Source organism: Brachybacterium epidermidis (assembly GCF_015209585.1).
In the GTDB taxonomy this organism is placed as follows: Bacteria; Actinomycetota; Actinomycetes; order Actinomycetales; family Dermabacteraceae; genus Brachybacterium; species Brachybacterium epidermidis.
The window spans coordinates 13,844-29,700 of sequence record NZ_JADEYR010000016.1 but is presented as its reverse complement, the minus strand read 5'-3'; the positions used below and the strand labels follow the sequence as shown (position 1 = coordinate 29,700).

Below are 15,857 nucleotides of genomic sequence, written 5' to 3'. Positions count from 1 at the left end.
CCGGGTCGAAGTCCTCCCAGGGCTTGTTGTAGTTGGGGCCGAGGACGTAGGCGGCGCCCCAGTGCGCCAGAGCGAAGCCGGGGTCCGCCTCGGTCGCTCGCACGAAGCAGCCGTACGCCTCCTCGTGGTTGAAGGAGTACGTCCAGATCAGGCCGCGATCGAACCAGAGGGCGGCTTCGGGATCGGCGGTGGAGGCCTCGCGGCGGGACGAGCCGAGGGCGAAGGGGTACTCGTGTGTGGGGTCTGTCACTCGCGGGTACATGTTGCCGACCGTAGCAAGCGGTGCCATGCCGGGGTGAGACCTCCGCCACATCTGCGTGTAGCCTGGGACACCCGCCGGCCCGCTGCCCCAGGGCCGCGGACCGAGCCGACGACGAGGAGGTCCCCGTGGCATCCCCTTCCCCACAACCGCGCGGCACCGACCGGCGCACATTCCTGCGCTACACCGCGGGTGCGGCGACCGTGCTGCCGCTGGCGGCACTGGCCGGCTGCAGCGGAGGTGACCGCGACCCCAGCACCATCCGCGTGGCGTACCAGCAGTTCGGATCAGGCACGCTGATGGAGGACTGGATCAACCGCACCGCCGAGAGCTACACGCAGGAGCACCCGGACCGCACCATCGAGCTGGTGCCCATCGTGGCCTCCGAGAACGACTACTTCACCAAGAACGAGCTGCTGATGAGCTCCCCCCGCACCAGCCCGGACCTGGTCTACGAGGACACCTTCATCCTGCTGTCCGACGTGGGCGCCGGGTACCTGCAGCCGATCGACCAGTTCGCCCCCGAGTGGGAGCACTGGGAGGACACCGCCGAGGCCTCGCGCGAGGCGGTCACCGCCGAGGACGGCAGCATCTACGCGATCCCCACCCATACCGACACCCGTGGCATCTGGTACCACAAGGGAGTCTTCGCCGATGCCGGCCTGCCCGAGGACTGGCAGCCCACCAGCTGGGAGGAGATCCTCGAGACGGCCCGCACTATCAAGGAGGCCCTGCCGGAGGTGGCCCCCATGTTCATCTTCTCCGGCAAGTCCCAGGGCGAGAAGGCCGCCATGCAGGGCTTCGAGATGCTGCTGTACGGCACCGAGTCGCGCCTGTACGACGAGGAGGCCCGGAAGTGGGTCACCGGCTCGCAGGGTTTCGTGGACTCCCTGGAGTTCCTGCGCACGGTGTTCGAGGAGAAGCTGACCCTCTCCATCTCCCAGCACCTGGACCCGAACATCGGGGAGACGATCTACACGCAGATCATCCCCGACGGGAAGCTGGGCTTCATCATCGACGGCTCCTGGATCTCCCAGAACTGGACCGAGGGCGCGCCGAACCCGTGGCCGGAGTGGACCGAGACCATGGGTATCACCCGTATGCCCACCCAGGACGGCGGCGGCGACGGCTTCACCACCCTGGCCGGCGGCTGGAGCTGGGCGATCCCGCAGTACGCCAGCGACCCGCAGATCAGCTTCTCCTTCCTAGAAGCCCTGATGACCACGGACAACGCCGTCAAAAGGGCGATCGCGGACAACCACATCACGGTGCGCGAGGACGTCGCCGAGGTGCAGGAGTACCGCCCCTACTCGCCCACCGCGGAGTTCTTCACCGGACTGCTGGGCACCGCCTACTACCGCCCCGCACTGCCGGCCTACCCCGAGGTGTCCTCGGCGATCCAGCAGGCCATGGAGATGGTGATGACCTTCAGCTCCACCCCGGAACAGGCCGCGGCCGAGTACGACGCCGAGCTCACCGACATCGTCGGTGAGGACGAGGTGCAGGAGGAATCGGCATGAGCATTGTCGCGACCGCCCCTGATCGGGGCACCCCCGCCCAGCGGGGCGACGAGCAACGACCCCACCGCTCCCGCAGCGGCATCGGGGATCGCCTCACCCTCACACGCTCGGTGCCGATGATCCCGGCACTGCTGCTGCTGGTGGCGTTCATGCTGGGGCCGATCGTGTACTCGGTGTACCTGGCCTTCACCGACAACGCCATCCGCGGGGACGGCGCCGCACAGACCTCCTTCGTGGGCTTCGACAACTTCATCGATGCCTTCACCGACGGCGCCTTCTGGAACTCGGTGGGTCTGACCCTGGTTTTCACGATCGTCTCCGCCGTGATCGGGCAGAACATCCTGGGCATGGTGCTGGCCCTGCTGATGGAGCGCGCCAACAGGGTCGTCACCTTCATCGTCACCTCGATCGTGATCGCCGCCTGGATCCTGCCCGAGGTGGTCGCCGGCTACCTGCTGTACACGTTCTTCGCCGACGAGGGCAGCCTCAACACGATCATCACGGCCGTCGGCCTGCCCCCGCAGGACCTTCTGTTCAGCCTGCCCATCCTGGCGGTGTCGTTCGCCAACGTGTGGCGCGGTGCCGCGTTCTCGATGCTGGTGTACTCCGCGGCGCTGAGCTCGGTGCCCAGTGACGTGTACGAATCCGCAGCGATCGACGGTGCCGGCCCGATGCGCCGCTTCTGGTCGGTGACCGTCCCGATCCTGCGCCCCGCCATCGCCACCAACCTGATGCTGATCACGCTGCAGACCCTCTCGGTCTTCGGCCTCATCTTCATCATGACCGGCGGTGGCCCCGCCCAGCGCAGCCAGACGCTGCCGCTGTACATGTACGAGCAGGCGTTCTCGTACGGCCAGCTGGGCTACGGCACCGCCGTTGCCCTGCTGCTTCTGCTCATCGGCGCAGCCGCTTCCTTGCTGTACCTGCGCCTGCTGCCGGAGGAGGACAAGAAATGACCGCCACGACCAGCTCCGGGACCGCCGTGGACCGCACCGAGGAGGAGTCCGGCAGCCCCCTGCGCCCCCGCAGCTCCGGCAAGGGACCGCGGGAGCGGATGGCCTCCACCGCCAGCAGCATCGCGATGATCGTGATCGGCCTGGCCTTCCTGATCCCCCTGTTGTGGGTGGTGCTGGCCTCCTTCGACACCGAGGCCACCCTGTCCGTGCAATGGCCCTCCCGGTGGAGCCTGGACAACTACAAGGCGATATGGAACGAGGAGACCACGTTCCGGCCCCTGTGGAACTCCCTGCTGCTTTGCGGGGGCGCCACCCTGGTCACCATGATCGCCGCGGTGCTGTGCGCCTACCCGCTCTCGCGATACCGGTTCCGGGCCAAGCGGCCCCTGCTGCTGACGATCATCTTCTCCACCGGGCTGCCGATCACCGCGATCATGATCCCGGTGTACGCCCTGTTCGTGCGGGTGAACCTGATCGACTCGATGTTCGGGGCGATCCTGTTCCTGGGTGCCAGCGCACTGCCGTACGCCATCTTCCTCACCAAGGGGTTCATGGACTCCGTGCCCATCGAGATCGAGGAGTCCGGCTGGACGGAGGGCGCCGGCGTGTACCGCACCCTGTGGTCCATCGTGCTGCCGCTGATGAAGTCCGGTCTGGCCGTGGCCACGATCTTCACCTTCGTTGGCATGTGGGGGAACTTCTTCGTCCCGTTCATGCTGCTGCTGAGCCCGGAGAACCTGCCGGCCGCGGTGACCCTGTACACGTTCTCCTCCCAGTACGGGCAGGTGGCCTACGGGCAGCTGGCGGCGTTCTCGATCTTCTACTCCATCCCGGTGGTGGTGCTGTACCTGTTCATGGGGCGCACCCTGGGTCAGGGCTTCGCCGCCGCCGGCGGAGTGAAGGGCTGAATCCCGACCGTTCGTTCGCTCCCATCTGGTGACCAGCAGGCACCTGCTGACTACCGTGGACGCATCCCGTCCTCGATGAAGGAGCCAGCATGAACCAGCAGAAGAACGCCGAGAGCACCCTGAGCCCGCAGGTGGCCGAGCACGCGCACGAGCTCGGCACCAAGGACGGCCAGCCGCACTTCCCCTCCCAGGACCAGCAGCCCCCGGGGCTCACCGCCCCGATGCAGCCGGTGCCCGACCACGGCGAGGAGTCCTACGTGGGACACGGCCGCCTGGAGGGCCTTGCCGCCCTCGTCACCGGTGGTGACTCCGGCATCGGCCGCGCCGTCGCGATCGCGTACGCCCGCGAGGGCGCCGACGTGGCGATCTCCTACCTGCCCGAGGAGCAGGAGGATGCCGAGGAGACCCGTCGCTGGATCGAGAAGGCCGGTCGCCGCGCCCTGCTGCTGCCCGGCGACATCCAGGACGAACAGCTGGCCCGCTCCCTGGTCACCGACACGGTGGAGAAGTTCGGCCGGCTCGACATCCTCGTCAACAACGCCGGCTTCCAGTGGGGCCGGGCCGAGCCCAAGGGCATCGAGGGCATCGACTCCGCACGCCTGCACCGCACGCTGACCACCAACCTCGAGGCACTGTTCTGGATCACCCAGGAGGCCGCGAAGCACCTGAAGCCCGGCGGCTCGGTCATCAACTGCACCTCGATCCAGTCCTACGACCCCTCGGTGCCGCTGATGGACTATGCCGCCACCAAGGCGGCGATCACCAACGTCACCGTGAACCTCGCTGCGGACCTCGGCGAGAAGGGCGTGCGCGTCAACGCTGTGGCCCCGGGGCCCATCTGGACCCCGCTGAACGTGGCCACCCGCACCCCGGACGACTACACCGAGTTCGGCGGCAACACGCCCCTGGGCCGGGCAGGCCAGCCGTCCGAGGTGGCCGGGGCCTTCGTGTTCCTGGCCAGCCCCGCGGAGGCCAGCTACGTCTCCGGGACCGTGCTGGGCGTGACCGGGGGCCGCCCCGTCTTCTGAGGAACCGCTCGAGCTGTGCGCCCGTCGGCCCGTGAGGGTCGGCGGGCGCTTCGCCTGGGGGGGCGCAGGGCCGTGACGCGCCCGTCACATCCTCAGGGGAAGACGACGGTGCGGGCGCCGTCGAGCAGCACACGCGACTGCGCGAACCATCCCACGGCCTGGCGCAGGGTGCGGCACTCGGTGTCCTGACCGATCGCCGTGAGCTCTGCCGGTGTGCGGGGGTGGTCCACACGCGTCACGTTCTGCTCGATGATCGGCCCCTCGTCCAGGTCGCTGGTGACGAAGTGGGCTGTGGCACCGATCTGCTTCACGCCGCGGGCGTGCGCCTGCCGGTAGGGGTTGGCGCCCTTGAAACCGGGCAGGAAGGAGTGGTGGATGTTGATGCACCGCCCGGACAGCGCCTCGCACAGCTCGGGGGAGAGGATCTGCATGTACCGAGCGAGCACCACCAGTTCGATGTCGTGCTCCTCCACTGCCTCCAGCACCCGTGCCTCGAACGCGGCCTTCTGCTCCGACCCCTTGATGGGCAGATGCTCGAACGGCACCCCGTAGAAACCGGCCAGGGGGGCCAGAGTGTCGTGGTTGGCGAGGATCAGCGGTACCTCCAGGGCGAGGTTCCCGGCGTCCACCTGGAACAGCAGGTCGCTCACGCAGTGCTTCGCGGTCGAGGCCAGCAGCAGGGTGCGCAGCGGCCGGCCGGCGACGTCGAGCACATGCTCGATGTCGTAACGATCGATAACAGGCTGCAGCTCCAGCTCGAACTGCTCCGGCGCAGCGGGGGTGTCGATCTGCAGGCGCATGTAGAAGCGGCCCGTCGACGCGCTCGCGAACTGCTGGGACTCCGTGATGTTGCCACCGGTGGCCACCACCGCACCGGTGACGGCATGGACGATGCCGGGCCGGTCGTGGCACACCAGGGTCAGGACGAGATGATGGCTGGGGCTGCTCATCCGAGCAGTGTAGGAACTACCGGAGCACCGGCGCGGTGGCGTCCGCAGTCCGGGTGCGCGCAGGGAACGGCCGAGGGCGGGTGCCCCCTGCCGCGACGGGTCCGCCGACTCAGAACAGGATCTCGCGGGTGGCCGGGGTGCCCCGAGCGATCAGGCGCCCCTCACGGTAGGAGGCGATGAGCCCGGCGTTCCAGCTGAGCGCCTCCTGCCAATCGGCGGCGTCCAGGATCACGAAGCTGGCCGGCCTGCCCACGTCGATGCCGTAGTCCTCGCCCAGGTGGAGGGTGCGGGCGGCATTGTGGGTGATGAAGCGGTAGGAGCGGCGGATCTGCTCGTGCCCCATCATCTGGGTGACGTACAGGCCGTTCAGCACCACGTCTCGAAGGTTGCCGGTGCCCAGGGGGTTCCACGGGTCCACGATGTCGTCCTGCCCGAAGCTGACGTTGATGCCGGCCTCGGTGAGCTCCTTGACCCTGGTCACTCCACGGCGCTTGGGGTAGGTGTCGGTGCGTCCCTGCAGATGCGTGTTCACCAGCGGGTTGGAGACCATGTTGATGCCGCTCAGGGTGAGAAGCCGCATCAGGCGCACCACGTACGCGTTGTTGTAGGAGTGCATGGCGGTGGTGTGGCTGGCGGTGACGCGGTCCCGCAGGCCCAGCTCGAGGGCGCGGGTGGCCAGGGTCTCCAGGCCCCGGGAGGCCTCGTCGTCGATCTCGTCGCAGTGCACGTCCACCAGCAGGTCGAACTCCGCGGCCAGCTCGCACACCAGGTTCAACGACTCCACGGCGTACTCGCGGGTGAACTCGAAGTGGGGGATGGCGCCCAGGGCATCCACGCCCATCTCGGCGGCCCTGCGCATCAGCTGGGGACCATCGGGGAAGGAAAGGATGCCCTCCTGTGGGAACGCCACCAGCTGCAGGGTGATGGTGTCCCTCAGCTCCTCGCGCAGCTCCAACAGTGCCCGCAGGGCCGTGAGCTCCGGATCGGTGACGTCGACGTGGCTGCGCACGTACTGGATGCCGAACCCCGCCTGCTGGCGGATGGCGCGACCGGCCCGCTCCTTGACGTCCTCCACGGTGAGCTCGCGCTTGCGCTCGCCCCACACCTCGATCCCCTCGAACAGGGTGCCGGTCTCGTTGTACCGGGGCTGGCCCGCGGTGAGCGCGGAGTCCAGATGCACGTGGGACTCGATCAGCGGCGGCAGCGCGAGTCGCCCGGCGCCGTGGACGATCTCCTCCCCGTCGGTCGGATCCAGACGGGGGGCGATCGCGGCGATGCGGCCGTCACGGATCCGCAGGTCGCTGGTGGACTCGGCGTCCTCGATGCGCAGATCCTTGATCAGCAGGCTGGGGTTGCTCATGCCGACAGTCTCTCAGGGGCAGCGGCCTCGTCGGGCCGGCCGGTGAGCAGGTCCCCCAGCAGGTAGCACGCCACCGCGACGGCCATCGCGTTGATGGAGGCGATGCCCAGGGGCACGAACCAGCCCACCAGGCCCCCGACCACCACGCCCAGCACCGATCCCCAGGCCAGGCCCGCGCGGCGTGCGGGCCGCTTGGCCGCGGTGCCGACGTAGGCACGACGATGCCGCAGGAAGTCCGCGATCAGGATCGCGCCGATCGGGGGCAGCGTGGCGTTCAGGACGTTCAGCCACACCACGAAGTTGTCGTACAGCCACAGCGCGCTCAGGGTGCCCACCGCACCGGCCACCAGCACCAGGGGGCGCTTGTCGATCTTGGTGACGTTCGCGAAGCCGAGACCGGTGGTGTACAGCGCGTTGTTGTTGGTGGTCCAGATGTTCGCACCCAGCACGATGAGGGCGGGGATGGCCAGCCCCTGCGCGATCATCACGTAGAAGATGTCCTCCTGGCCGGTGAACGCTCCACCCACGGCTCCGAAACCGAACATCAGGGCGTTGCCCAGCAGGAAGGCGACCACCGTCGTGATCACGGCGATGCGGGGGCTGCGGGCGAAGCGCGTGAAGTTGGGCGTGGCGGTGCCACCGGAGACGAAGGAGCCCATCACCAGGCCGATCCCCATCACCAGCGGCATGCCGGAGGAGGCGGCGAACACCTCAGCCAGGCCCCCGCCGTCGGTGGTGGCGGTGATCATCGAATAGGTGCCCAGCACCGCGATCAGCGGCACGGACACGAAGCTGACGATCTCGATGGCCCGGATCCCGTAGTAGGCCGACGCCGTCATCAGCGCACCGGCGATGATCACGATCGGCCACGGGCCGATGCCCAGCAGGTCCCCGGTGGGCAGGGCGAACATGGCCACCCCCACACCGAACCAGCCCATCTGCGTCAGGGCGATCAGCGCCGAGGGGAGCAGCGACCCGGTGACACCGAAGGCCCGCTGCGCCAGCAGGTCCATGCTCATGCCGGTGCGTGCACCGATGTAGCCGAGTGCCCCGGTGTACGCCGCCAGGATCAGGCCGCCGATCGTGGTCGCGGCGAGGAAGCCGGTGAGGTCCAGCCCGTTGCCCAGGCGGGCCCCGACGCTCATGCTGGCTGAGAAGAACGTGAACCCCAGCATCACGAAGCCCACCGCCCAGAAGCCGCGTCGAGCACTGAGGGGGACGGGTTCGAGGGAGTAGTCGTGGTCCCCTCGGGGAGGGGCGTCCGCAGTGGGGGCGGTGGGGGCGCTGTTCGTCACGGGGCACTGTACGACTCGCCGCGACCAGGGTGGTGGCGTTCCGGCATGGGAGCGCGGGGATGACGGAACGGACACCTGCACTGTTCCCCGCGGCGGCGCTCGCGGTCTCGGAGGTCGCTGTGATCGCATCGATCGCCACCGGTGACGCGGAGGCTCCTTGGTCCTGGAGGATCCTGCGCACGGTGCCCACGGCACAGGGAGGTCACCCTCCCACCCGGTGTGCGCCTCCCGCGCGGGGACGGAGAAGGGCCGGGGCGTTCCCACGGGAACGCCCCGGCCCAGCGGGACTGCTGGGTGGACCCGTCAGCGCAGCTTCACGAGCGACCAGCCCAGCACCGAACCGTCGGCAGCATGCACCGCGAACGTGTCGGCCCCGCCCCGCGTATCGGGGAGGGCGACGGCGATCGAGCCGCTGGCATCGGCCTGCTGCCAATCGCCCAGCTGGGTGCCGGCAAGAGTGGTGCCGTACCAGGCGCCGGGCTCCAGACCAGCGATCCGGACCGTGGAGCCGCGCTCGACCTTCCCACCGGGCAGCTCGAGGTCGCCCTGGTCCGTTCCCCGGATCGAGGGGTGCACAGTGCCGGTCAGGGACAGCTCCGGCTTCGGCTCTGCGGGCGCTGCGACCTCCAGCGGCACCGGCTGCGCATCGACGGAGGCGGTCGCCTCGAGCCCGCCGTTGACGGCGGTCACGGTGAGCGACGGGAGGGTGGCCGTGCCTGCGACCACGTCGGCCTCGGTCAGGGTGTAGGTGCCGGTCGCGGCAGCCGTCTCCTCCGTGGCCAGCTGCTCGGCGTGGACCGCGCCGGTGAGTCCGGTCAGGCGCACGTTTCCCGTGTTCGTGGCCGTCACGGCGTACTCGATGGAGTCGCCCACCGAGTCGGTCCCGTCTCCGTCCACCTCCACGGTGCGGGTCACGGAGCGCTCCAGGGCCACCTCGGGGGTGCGCTCCCGCAGGTCCACCTCCTCGCCGACCACGCGCACGGTCTCGGCATCCAGACCACCACCGGTCAGCTCCCAGCTGGTGTCGGGGACGAAGAACCCGTCGGCCGCCTCCTCAGCGGTGACCAGGTGGCGAGGGGTGAGGCAGTCGTAGCCGTCACCGGCCGGCAGGTTCCGCCAGCGGCAGTTGCCGGGCTCCGGCGGCACGAACGGGGTGAGGTTCCCGGACACCGGCGTGACCGTCTGCGAGACGTTCGAGGTGGATTGCACACGGAAGCGGTACGGCACCTGATCGCCCTCGCCGTACGGATCGGCGGCGAGATCGCGCCCGGCATCATTGCGCTCACCGGTGATCTGGGCGCCCAGCATGGCCGGGGGCCCCTGCTCCACGGTGATCTCCGCATCGCCGCGCAGTGCGTAGCTGCCCGCGCTCACCTGGATCTCACCACGGGTGACCCCCACCTGGGCGAAGGCCGGGGCGGTCACCGGGATGCGCAGCTGGATGGACTCGCCGGGATCCAGGGCAGGCAGCTCGACGGTCTTGGCGGTCCATCCAGCCGGGAAGGACGCGGTGGCGGTGCAGGCGGGCAGCGCCACCTGATCATCGTTGCGCACGGTGAATTCCAGCTCGGTGCTCTGGCCGGCATCGAGGCCGGCCGCGGCGGGGGAGAATGCCGCGCAGAACGGGTTCAGCCACGCCTTGTCGAAGGCGCCGTAGCGGATCTCGCTGTTCGCCGCTTCGTACAGCACTCCGAAGGTGCCGTCCTGCAGCGCGACCAGATCCGAGTACGAGGTCGCACCGGACTGGAACACCTTCGCCACCGGCCAGGTGGCGCCGTCATCGCACGAGTAGCGCACGGTCCCGTTCTGACGCCCGGTGGTGCTGTTCGCGTTGGAGAACAGCAGCTCCTTGGCCTCGGGGCTGCCGGCCGTGGCATTGGGGTTCATGGGTATGATCGCGGCGTTGTTGCGGGGATCGGTGAGCGTGTGGTCCACCTCGGGCTCGGACCAGGTCTCGCCGCCGTCGGAGGAGTAGGCGACGTACCGAGCGCTGCCGCCGGAGTGCATGCGCGAGTTCAGCATCAAGGTGCCGTCGGAGAGCTCCACCACCTTGTTCTCGTCCATGTTGGTGCCGACGGGTGTGCCCATCTGCCAGGTCTGCCCGTGGTCGTCGGAATAGACCGAGTAGGCCTTCACGGTGCCGTCCGAGAACGCGCCGGCGTACTGCAGGACCAGGCGGCCGGCGTGCTCGCCGTGGCGGATCTGGATGCCGTGGCCGGAGGTGGCGAAGGTGGCGCGCACCTCCGGGGGCTTGACCACCTCGGTGACCGATTCCTTGGTCCAGGTGTGCCCGCCGTCGGTGGAGATCGAGACGGAGGCGCTCATCACCGAGCGGTCGGCGTCGTCGTTGCCATAGGCGCTGTTCCAGAACCCGGTGTCCTTGGAGAACACGTGGAAGTTGAACAGAGTCCCGGTCTCGCGGTCGTACACGTAGGAGGGATCGGAGTACCCGATCTTCTGGGCCCCGTCCTCTCCTTGGGCGACAACCGTCTGCTCTCCCCAGGTCCTCCCGCCGTCGGTGGAGCGGCGCTGCAGGATGGAGTTCGGGCCGGGGGCGTCGATCCCGGTGGGCCGACCGTCGTAGGAGGCGAGCAGGTCGCCGCCCTCCAGCTGGATGATCGCGGGGATGCGGTAGTTGGGGAACGCACCGTCACCTCCCAGTGCGATGCGCTGCTCCTCGAAGGCTCCGGGTTCCTCGGCGTGGACCATGCCTGATCCTCCCAGACCGGAAGGACCTCTCGTGCACTCGCTCACCGAACCGCTGCGCGGCGGACTGATCGCCTCCTGCCGGGCCTACCCGGGGGAGCCCCTGCGCCACCCGGAGACCATGGCGCTAGTGGCCGCCGCCGTCACCGAGGGCGAGGCCCTCGCCGTGTGCGCTCAGGGGCTCGCGGACGTGCAGCTGGTCTCGACCCGCGTGGACGTGCCGACCATCGGCATCGGGAAGGACGGCGAGAGCGGCGTGTTCATCACCCCGACACTGCGCCACGCCCAGGCGGTGATCGCTGCCGGGGCGGCGTTGCTGGGGCCGGTCATGGTGCCCCTTCGCGTGTGAGGACAACCGTCGTGCGACCGAGCGTGCGGGGGAATGCCAACGGGCACCTCCCAGATTCTGGAAAGTGCCCGTGGCCTGCTACTTCTTCGGTCGGGCTGACAGGATTTGAACCTGCGACCCCTTGACCCCCAGTCAAGTGCGCTACCAAGCTGCGCCACAGCCCGAAACCCTCCACGGCGGGAGGGCCGACGTCGATAGTACCCTGCAGGAACGGCGGGGAGCGAATCGAGAGCACCGTGACCTGCGGCACCCTACGGAAGGCGGAGCATGGTCGATAAGGATCGTCTGCAGCAGTGGAGTCGCGTGGTGGCCGAGGAGGCCCAGGCGAAGGACCACTCCGCGCCCGAGATCGCCGGCTTCACCGAGCACGAGGCCCCGTGGCGCTTCGAGGTGCTGGTCGACAACCTCAGCCAGGTCGCCGACAGCGTGCTGGACCTGGGGGACGATCTCCCCGATGCCAGCGCCGGCACCTATGACCTGGTGGTGAGCCGCTTCCGTGGGATCGACGCCGGTGAGATCGCCTCCCTGCTGCAGCCCGACGGCACCTTCCTGACCGAGCAGGCCGGCAGCGACGACCTCGCCGAGGTGCGCGAGGAGCTCTGCGCGCTCAGCGGCCCCTCGTCCCAGCCCGCCGCTCCCACCGTGTCGCTGATGGAGATGGAGAACGCACTGGTGCGCTCCGGTCTCACCATCGAGCGGGCCGACGCGCACCGCGGGCACTACACCTTCGAGGAGCCCGAGGCGCTGCTGCGCTACGCGGCCCGCATGCCGTGGCTGCCCACACCGCACCCGGACGCTCCCGGTCTCGAGGATGCCCTGGCGCGGTTCGCCGCGCGCTTCGAGGACGGCCCGCTGGAGGCGACCGCGAGTCGCTTCGTGCTGTTGGCCCGCGCGCCCGGCACTCCCGACGCCGGCAGGCTCGACCTGAGCTCCCTTCCCGATGACGATCTGAAGGTGCCGCGCGTCTGATCGACTCCCGGGACCTGCGATGCTCGCCCCGCCTGCGTGGGACCGCTGTTGCGACCACCCCGGGGGCTAGTGTGCAGGTATGCATGCCGAGCAGTCCGACACGCCCGCTGGGGGAGTGCCGCCGGAGCCGCCCGAGCAGCCGGAGGTCGCCGCGGCCTCCACCGGTGATCGGCGCGAACGGCCCATGACCCCGCACGGTGAGACCCCGTACTCACCGATGTCGCTGCTGCGCGCCCTCACCTCCAACCCGCTCGACGTCGACGCCCTGCGCGGCACCGAGGACAGCCACGAGGACGAGGAGCTCGTCGACACCCCCACCACGCGCACGCTGACAGCGATCGCGGCGGTGGTGCTCGGCTTCGTGTTCGCGGTCTCGGTGACGAATCTGCGCGAGGCCGCCTCCGGGGAGGACAGCCCCCGCGCCCAGCTCCAGCAGCGCGTGATCGAGTCGCGCAGCGAGGCCGATGACCTCGAGACCCATCGCGACGAGCCCATCGAGAGGATCGCCGAGCTCCAGCAGCAGGTGCTCGAGAGCGGGGATGCTGGCGCCGGTGATCGCCTGGCCGCCTATGAGCGCGCCACCGGCGCAGTCCCCATGACCGGACCGGGCGTGGTGTTCACCGTCGATGACTCCGCACCGCTGCCCGCCGAGCCGGGCACCACCGGAGGTGTGGTCAACCGCGTCACCGACGGCGACCTGCAGATCGCGGTGAACGGCCTGTGGGCCGCTGGCGCCGAGGCCGTCTCCATCAACGGCCAGCGCATCACCTCCACCAGCGCCATCCGCCGCGCGGGCGATGCCGTGCTGGTGGACTTCCGGCCCCTCTCACCGCCCTACCAGGTCACCGCGCTTGGCGACAGCGCCGAGCTGCGCTCCGGGTTCGAGCAGAGCCAGGACGGCACCTACCTCAGTGGCCTGTCCACGCGGTTCGGCATCCGCCTGTCCTGGGAGGCGGGGGAGGAGCTCACCGTCCCTGCCCGCACCGCGGCGACGCTGCGGGAGGCCTCCGGTGTGGAGCCCGAGCGCGGCGCCGTGCCCGAGGGCAGCCCATCCACCGACGACTCCGAGGGGGAGAACCCATGATCGCCATCATCGGCCTGCTGCTGGGCGTGATCATCGGGGTGGTGCTCCAGCCCGACGTGCCCGTGTTCCTGCAGCCCTACCTGCCGATCGCCGTGGTGGCGGCCCTGGACACTCTCGCCGGTGGTCTGCGCGCAGCCCTCGACGGCGCCTTCGACTCCCACGTGTTCATCACCTCGTTCCTGTTCAACGTGCTGATCGCAGCGTTCCTGGTGTTCCTGGGGGACCAGCTGGGCGTGGGGGCACAGCTGTCCACCGCCGTGATCGTGGTGCTGGGCATCCGCATCTTCTCCAACGCGGCAGCCATCCGGCGCCGCCTGCTGCGGTCATGACCGGCACCCGCATCCCCGAGTCCCACGGCCAGCAGCGCCGGGCCTGGCGCAACCTGCGCGGCACCCTCGCCCCGCGGGCCACCCTCTCCCAGCTGATCGTGGGCCTGCTGTGCTTCCTGCTGGGGCTGTCGATCGCGGTGCAGGTGGGCCAGCGCGAGGAGGACTCACTGCAGGGCGCCTCCCAGCAGGAGCTGCTGCGCCTGCTGGACGAGTCCGGTCGCCACGTCGACTCACTGGAGGACGAGAACGCTGAGCTGGACCGCACACTGGCCTCCCTGGAAGCGGGACAGGAGGACGATGCCGCCGCGCAGAGCGCCGCCGCCGAGCGCCTTGAGGACCTGGAGATCCTGGCCGGTACCGTGCCCGCGGAGGGCCGCGGCCTGCACGTCACCATCTCCGATCCCGCCGGCAGCGTCTCCACCGGGATCGTGCTCGGCGTCGTGCAGGAGCTGCGCAACGCGGGTGCGGAGGTGCTGCAGATCGGGCCGGTGCGGGTGATCGCCTCCACCTCCATCACCGCCGGGGCCGACGGCGGCATCGTCGTGGACGGCACCGAGATCCCCTCGCCCTACGTCATCCGCGCCATCGGCGACCCGACCGTCATGGAGCCCGCCCTGAAGATCCCCGGCGGGGCTGCGGACTCCGTCTCCTCCGCGGGGGGCACCTTCACCGTTCGCGCGGAGGACGAGATGCGGATCGACGCGGTGCGCGAGCTGGCAGAACCCACGCATTCCCAGGTGGTCAAGTGATCGTCAAATCCTGGCGGTGACGGCGGATTCTGCTCGCCCCACCCCCGGTGTCGTGCGAAGATTGATGGGCGGCGCCCGGTGCCAGTACCGTCCCCGGGCAGACCGCTGATCAGGGAAGGGGTGCGCGATGTCGGACAATACCGAATGGAACGACACGAATCTGGATCACACGTCGCAGCTGAGTGCGATCTCGCCCGTCGATCCGGCTGACGACGGCGATGCCGGCATCACGTCCCAGGATCGCGCGGCGATCGACAACCTGCCCCCGGACAGCGCCCTGCTGATCGTCCGCAAGGGCCCGAACATGGGTGCCCGCTTCCTGCTGGACTCCGAGACCACCATCGCCGGCCGCCACCCCAACAGCGAGATCTTCCTGGACGACGTCACCGTCTCCCGCAAGCACGCCGCCTTCGTGCGGGACGGCGCCGGCTTCCTGGTACGGGACCTGGGCTCCCTCAACGGCACGTACGTGGCTCGTGAGCGAGTGGACGAGGCCCACCTCGAGCCCGGTCAGGACGTCCAGATCGGCAAGTACCGCCTGACCTACCACCCGTTCCACGGGAAGGGCTGACCCGGTGCCGGCCTCCGCATCGCGCAGGCCGAGCTCGGGGGCCGCACGGCTGAGCATCGGCCAGGTCCTCGATCTGCTGCGCGACGAGTTCCCGGACCTGGCGCACTCCAAGCTCCACTACCTCGAGGCGGAGGGCCTGATCGAGCCGGAGCGCACCGCGTCCGGCTACCGCAAGTACTCCCGGGCGGACGTGGACCGCCTGCTGTTCGTGCTGCGCGCCCAGCGGGACCGCTTCTGGCCGCTGAAGGTGATCAAGGAGCACCTGCTCGAGCACGGTGTCGACGCTGCGGCCAGCTCCACGGTGACCTCGATCGCCTCCAGGCCCGGCCCCAGTGCACAGATCCAGGCGGTGCGCCTGGACCGCCGGGGGCTCGCGGAGCAGGCCCGGGTCGACGAGGAGTTCCTCACCGAGCTGGAGCAGTACGGTCTGCTGGCCGACGGGCTGCTGTTCTACGGCGCCGCGGAGCTGGAGATCACCACCGCCGCCCGGCGCCTGGCCGATGTGGGCCTGCATCCGCGGCACCTGGTGATGCTGCGCACCTCCGCCGAGAGGGAGGCGCACATGATCAACTCCATCGCGCGCCCCCTGTCGAGGCCCGGCGACCCGGCCGCCCGCGGGGGCGCGGAGGATCTCGCACGGGACCTCGGCGAATCCATGATCGGCCTGCACAGCGCACTGCTGCGGTCGAAGCTGCGGGGCCGCTGAGCACGTCGGACCGTCACCGAGCCGTGACCTGGAACCGGCGAGTTGCTGTCGGTGGGACGCCCGAAGGCGCTACGCTGACGGGGAGCTCCTCTCCTTCCCCGTCAGGAGCCGGATCCCG

General features: G+C 69.6%; 15 protein-coding genes and 1 tRNA gene. 11 read left to right on the top strand and 5 right to left on the bottom strand.

Annotated features, from left to right (window positions below; all coding sequences use genetic code 11):
- Positions 1-387 precede the first annotated feature (387 nt).
- The 4 genes from IOE58_RS12220 (at position 388) to IOE58_RS12205 (ending at position 4,671) form a co-directional block, all read left to right on the top strand.
- Positions 388-1,779 carry an extracellular solute-binding protein gene (locus IOE58_RS12220; protein ID WP_193866655.1) on the top strand — a complete coding sequence of 464 codons (1,392 nt, stop codon included), beginning with the start codon at positions 388-390 and terminating at the stop codon, positions 1,777-1,779.
- Complete coding sequence (locus IOE58_RS12215) at positions 1,776-2,735, top strand: carbohydrate ABC transporter permease (protein WP_193866654.1); 960 nt, start codon at positions 1,776-1,778, stop codon at positions 2,733-2,735. Before IOE58_RS12220 ends, IOE58_RS12215 begins: the two co-directional genes overlap by 4 nt.
- Positions 2,732-3,643, top strand: a complete 912-nt coding sequence (locus tag IOE58_RS12210; protein ID WP_193866653.1) for a carbohydrate ABC transporter permease — start codon at positions 2,732-2,734, stop codon at positions 3,641-3,643. Before IOE58_RS12215 ends, IOE58_RS12210 begins: the two co-directional genes overlap by 4 nt.
- A gap of 89 nt (positions 3,644-3,732) precedes the next feature.
- Positions 3,733-4,671, top strand: a complete 939-nt coding sequence (locus tag IOE58_RS12205) for an SDR family oxidoreductase (protein WP_228019973.1) — start codon at positions 3,733-3,735, stop codon at positions 4,669-4,671.
- A 92-nt stretch (positions 4,672-4,763) separates the two neighbouring features.
- On the opposite strand, the gene IOE58_RS12200 is transcribed toward IOE58_RS12205, so the two are convergent.
- From IOE58_RS12200 to IOE58_RS12185, 4 genes are all read right to left on the bottom strand, one after another.
- Positions 4,764-5,621 carry a formyltetrahydrofolate deformylase gene (locus IOE58_RS12200; protein ID WP_193866652.1) on the bottom strand — a complete coding sequence of 286 codons (858 nt, stop codon included), beginning with the start codon at positions 5,619-5,621 and terminating at the stop codon, positions 4,764-4,766.
- Positions 5,622-5,730: 109 nt separating this feature from the next.
- On the bottom strand, positions 5,731-6,981 hold the full coding sequence (gene codA / locus IOE58_RS12195) for a cytosine deaminase (protein ID WP_193866651.1): 1,251 nt from the start codon (positions 6,979-6,981) through the stop codon (positions 5,731-5,733).
- Positions 6,978-8,276 carry a cytosine permease gene (gene codB / locus IOE58_RS12190; protein WP_348981976.1) on the bottom strand — a complete coding sequence of 433 codons (1,299 nt, stop codon included), beginning with the start codon at positions 8,274-8,276 and terminating at the stop codon, positions 6,978-6,980. The genes codA and codB overlap by 4 nt, the downstream gene beginning before the upstream one ends.
- 303 nt (positions 8,277-8,579) lie before the next feature.
- A complete protein-coding gene (locus tag IOE58_RS12185) occupies positions 8,580-10,985 on the bottom strand; it encodes an exo-alpha-sialidase (RefSeq protein ID WP_193866649.1) in 2,406 nt (801 codons plus the stop codon).
- A gap of 31 nt (positions 10,986-11,016) precedes the next feature.
- Between IOE58_RS12185 and IOE58_RS12180 the strand changes: the two genes are divergently transcribed.
- Entirely contained in the window at positions 11,017-11,331 is a 315-nt protein-coding gene (locus IOE58_RS12180; protein ID WP_348981975.1) for a hypothetical protein, read from the top strand.
- A 90-nt stretch (positions 11,332-11,421) separates the two neighbouring features.
- On the opposite strand, the gene IOE58_RS12175 is transcribed toward IOE58_RS12180, so the two are convergent.
- A tRNA-Pro gene (locus IOE58_RS12175) sits at positions 11,422-11,495 on the bottom strand.
- Between the two features lie 103 nt (positions 11,496-11,598).
- Here IOE58_RS12175 and IOE58_RS12170 point away from each other — a divergent pair.
- The 6 genes from IOE58_RS12170 (at position 11,599) to ftsR (ending at position 15,739) form a co-directional block, all read left to right on the top strand.
- Entirely contained in the window at positions 11,599-12,300 is a 702-nt protein-coding gene (locus IOE58_RS12170) for a hypothetical protein (protein ID WP_193866647.1), read from the top strand.
- Between the two features lie 79 nt (positions 12,301-12,379).
- Complete coding sequence (locus tag IOE58_RS12165) at positions 12,380-13,384, top strand: DUF881 domain-containing protein (protein WP_193866646.1); 1,005 nt, start codon at positions 12,380-12,382, stop codon at positions 13,382-13,384.
- Entirely contained in the window at positions 13,381-13,713 is a 333-nt protein-coding gene (locus tag IOE58_RS12160; protein ID WP_193866645.1) for a small basic family protein, read from the top strand. The genes IOE58_RS12165 and IOE58_RS12160 overlap by 4 nt, the downstream gene beginning before the upstream one ends.
- Positions 13,710-14,462, top strand: coding sequence for a DUF881 domain-containing protein (locus IOE58_RS12155; RefSeq protein ID WP_193866644.1), 753 nt, complete (start codon positions 13,710-13,712; stop codon positions 14,460-14,462). Before IOE58_RS12160 ends, IOE58_RS12155 begins: the two co-directional genes overlap by 4 nt.
- Positions 14,463-14,589: 127 nt before the next feature.
- Positions 14,590-15,033: an FHA domain-containing protein gene (locus tag IOE58_RS12150; RefSeq protein WP_193866643.1), complete on the top strand. Its 444-nt coding sequence runs from the start codon at positions 14,590-14,592 to the stop codon at positions 15,031-15,033.
- Positions 15,034-15,037: 4 nt separating this feature from the next.
- Positions 15,038-15,739: a transcriptional regulator FtsR gene (gene ftsR / locus IOE58_RS14685; protein ID WP_193866642.1), complete on the top strand. Its 702-nt coding sequence runs from the start codon at positions 15,038-15,040 to the stop codon at positions 15,737-15,739.
- Positions 15,740-15,857: the final 118 nt, after the last annotated feature.

What these genes read in the sequence shown, in the direction of transcription:
- IOE58_RS12165 (WP_193866646.1), top strand. Translation starts at nt 12,380, where the DNA reads ATGCATGCCGAGCAGTCCGACACGCCCGCTGGGGGAGTGCCGCCGGAG.
- IOE58_RS12200 (WP_193866652.1), bottom strand. Translation starts at nt 5,621, where the DNA reads ATGAGCAGCCCCAGCCATCATCTCGTCCTGACCCTGGTGTGCCACGAC.
- IOE58_RS12185 (WP_193866649.1), bottom strand. Translation starts at nt 10,985, where the DNA reads ATGGTCCACGCCGAGGAACCCGGAGCCTTCGAGGAGCAGCGCATCGCA.
- codA (WP_193866651.1), bottom strand. Translation starts at nt 6,981, where the DNA reads ATGAGCAACCCCAGCCTGCTGATCAAGGATCTGCGCATCGAGGACGCC.
- IOE58_RS12210 (WP_193866653.1), top strand. Translation starts at nt 2,732, where the DNA reads ATGACCGCCACGACCAGCTCCGGGACCGCCGTGGACCGCACCGAGGAG.
- IOE58_RS12150 (WP_193866643.1), top strand. Translation starts at nt 14,590, where the DNA reads ATGTCGGACAATACCGAATGGAACGACACGAATCTGGATCACACGTCG.
- IOE58_RS12160 (WP_193866645.1), top strand. Translation starts at nt 13,381, where the DNA reads ATGATCGCCATCATCGGCCTGCTGCTGGGCGTGATCATCGGGGTGGTG.
- IOE58_RS12170 (WP_193866647.1), top strand. Translation starts at nt 11,599, where the DNA reads ATGGTCGATAAGGATCGTCTGCAGCAGTGGAGTCGCGTGGTGGCCGAG.
- IOE58_RS12205 (WP_228019973.1), top strand. Translation starts at nt 3,733, where the DNA reads ATGAACCAGCAGAAGAACGCCGAGAGCACCCTGAGCCCGCAGGTGGCC.
- IOE58_RS12155 (WP_193866644.1), top strand. Translation starts at nt 13,710, where the DNA reads ATGACCGGCACCCGCATCCCCGAGTCCCACGGCCAGCAGCGCCGGGCC.
- IOE58_RS12215 (WP_193866654.1), top strand. Translation starts at nt 1,776, where the DNA reads ATGAGCATTGTCGCGACCGCCCCTGATCGGGGCACCCCCGCCCAGCGG.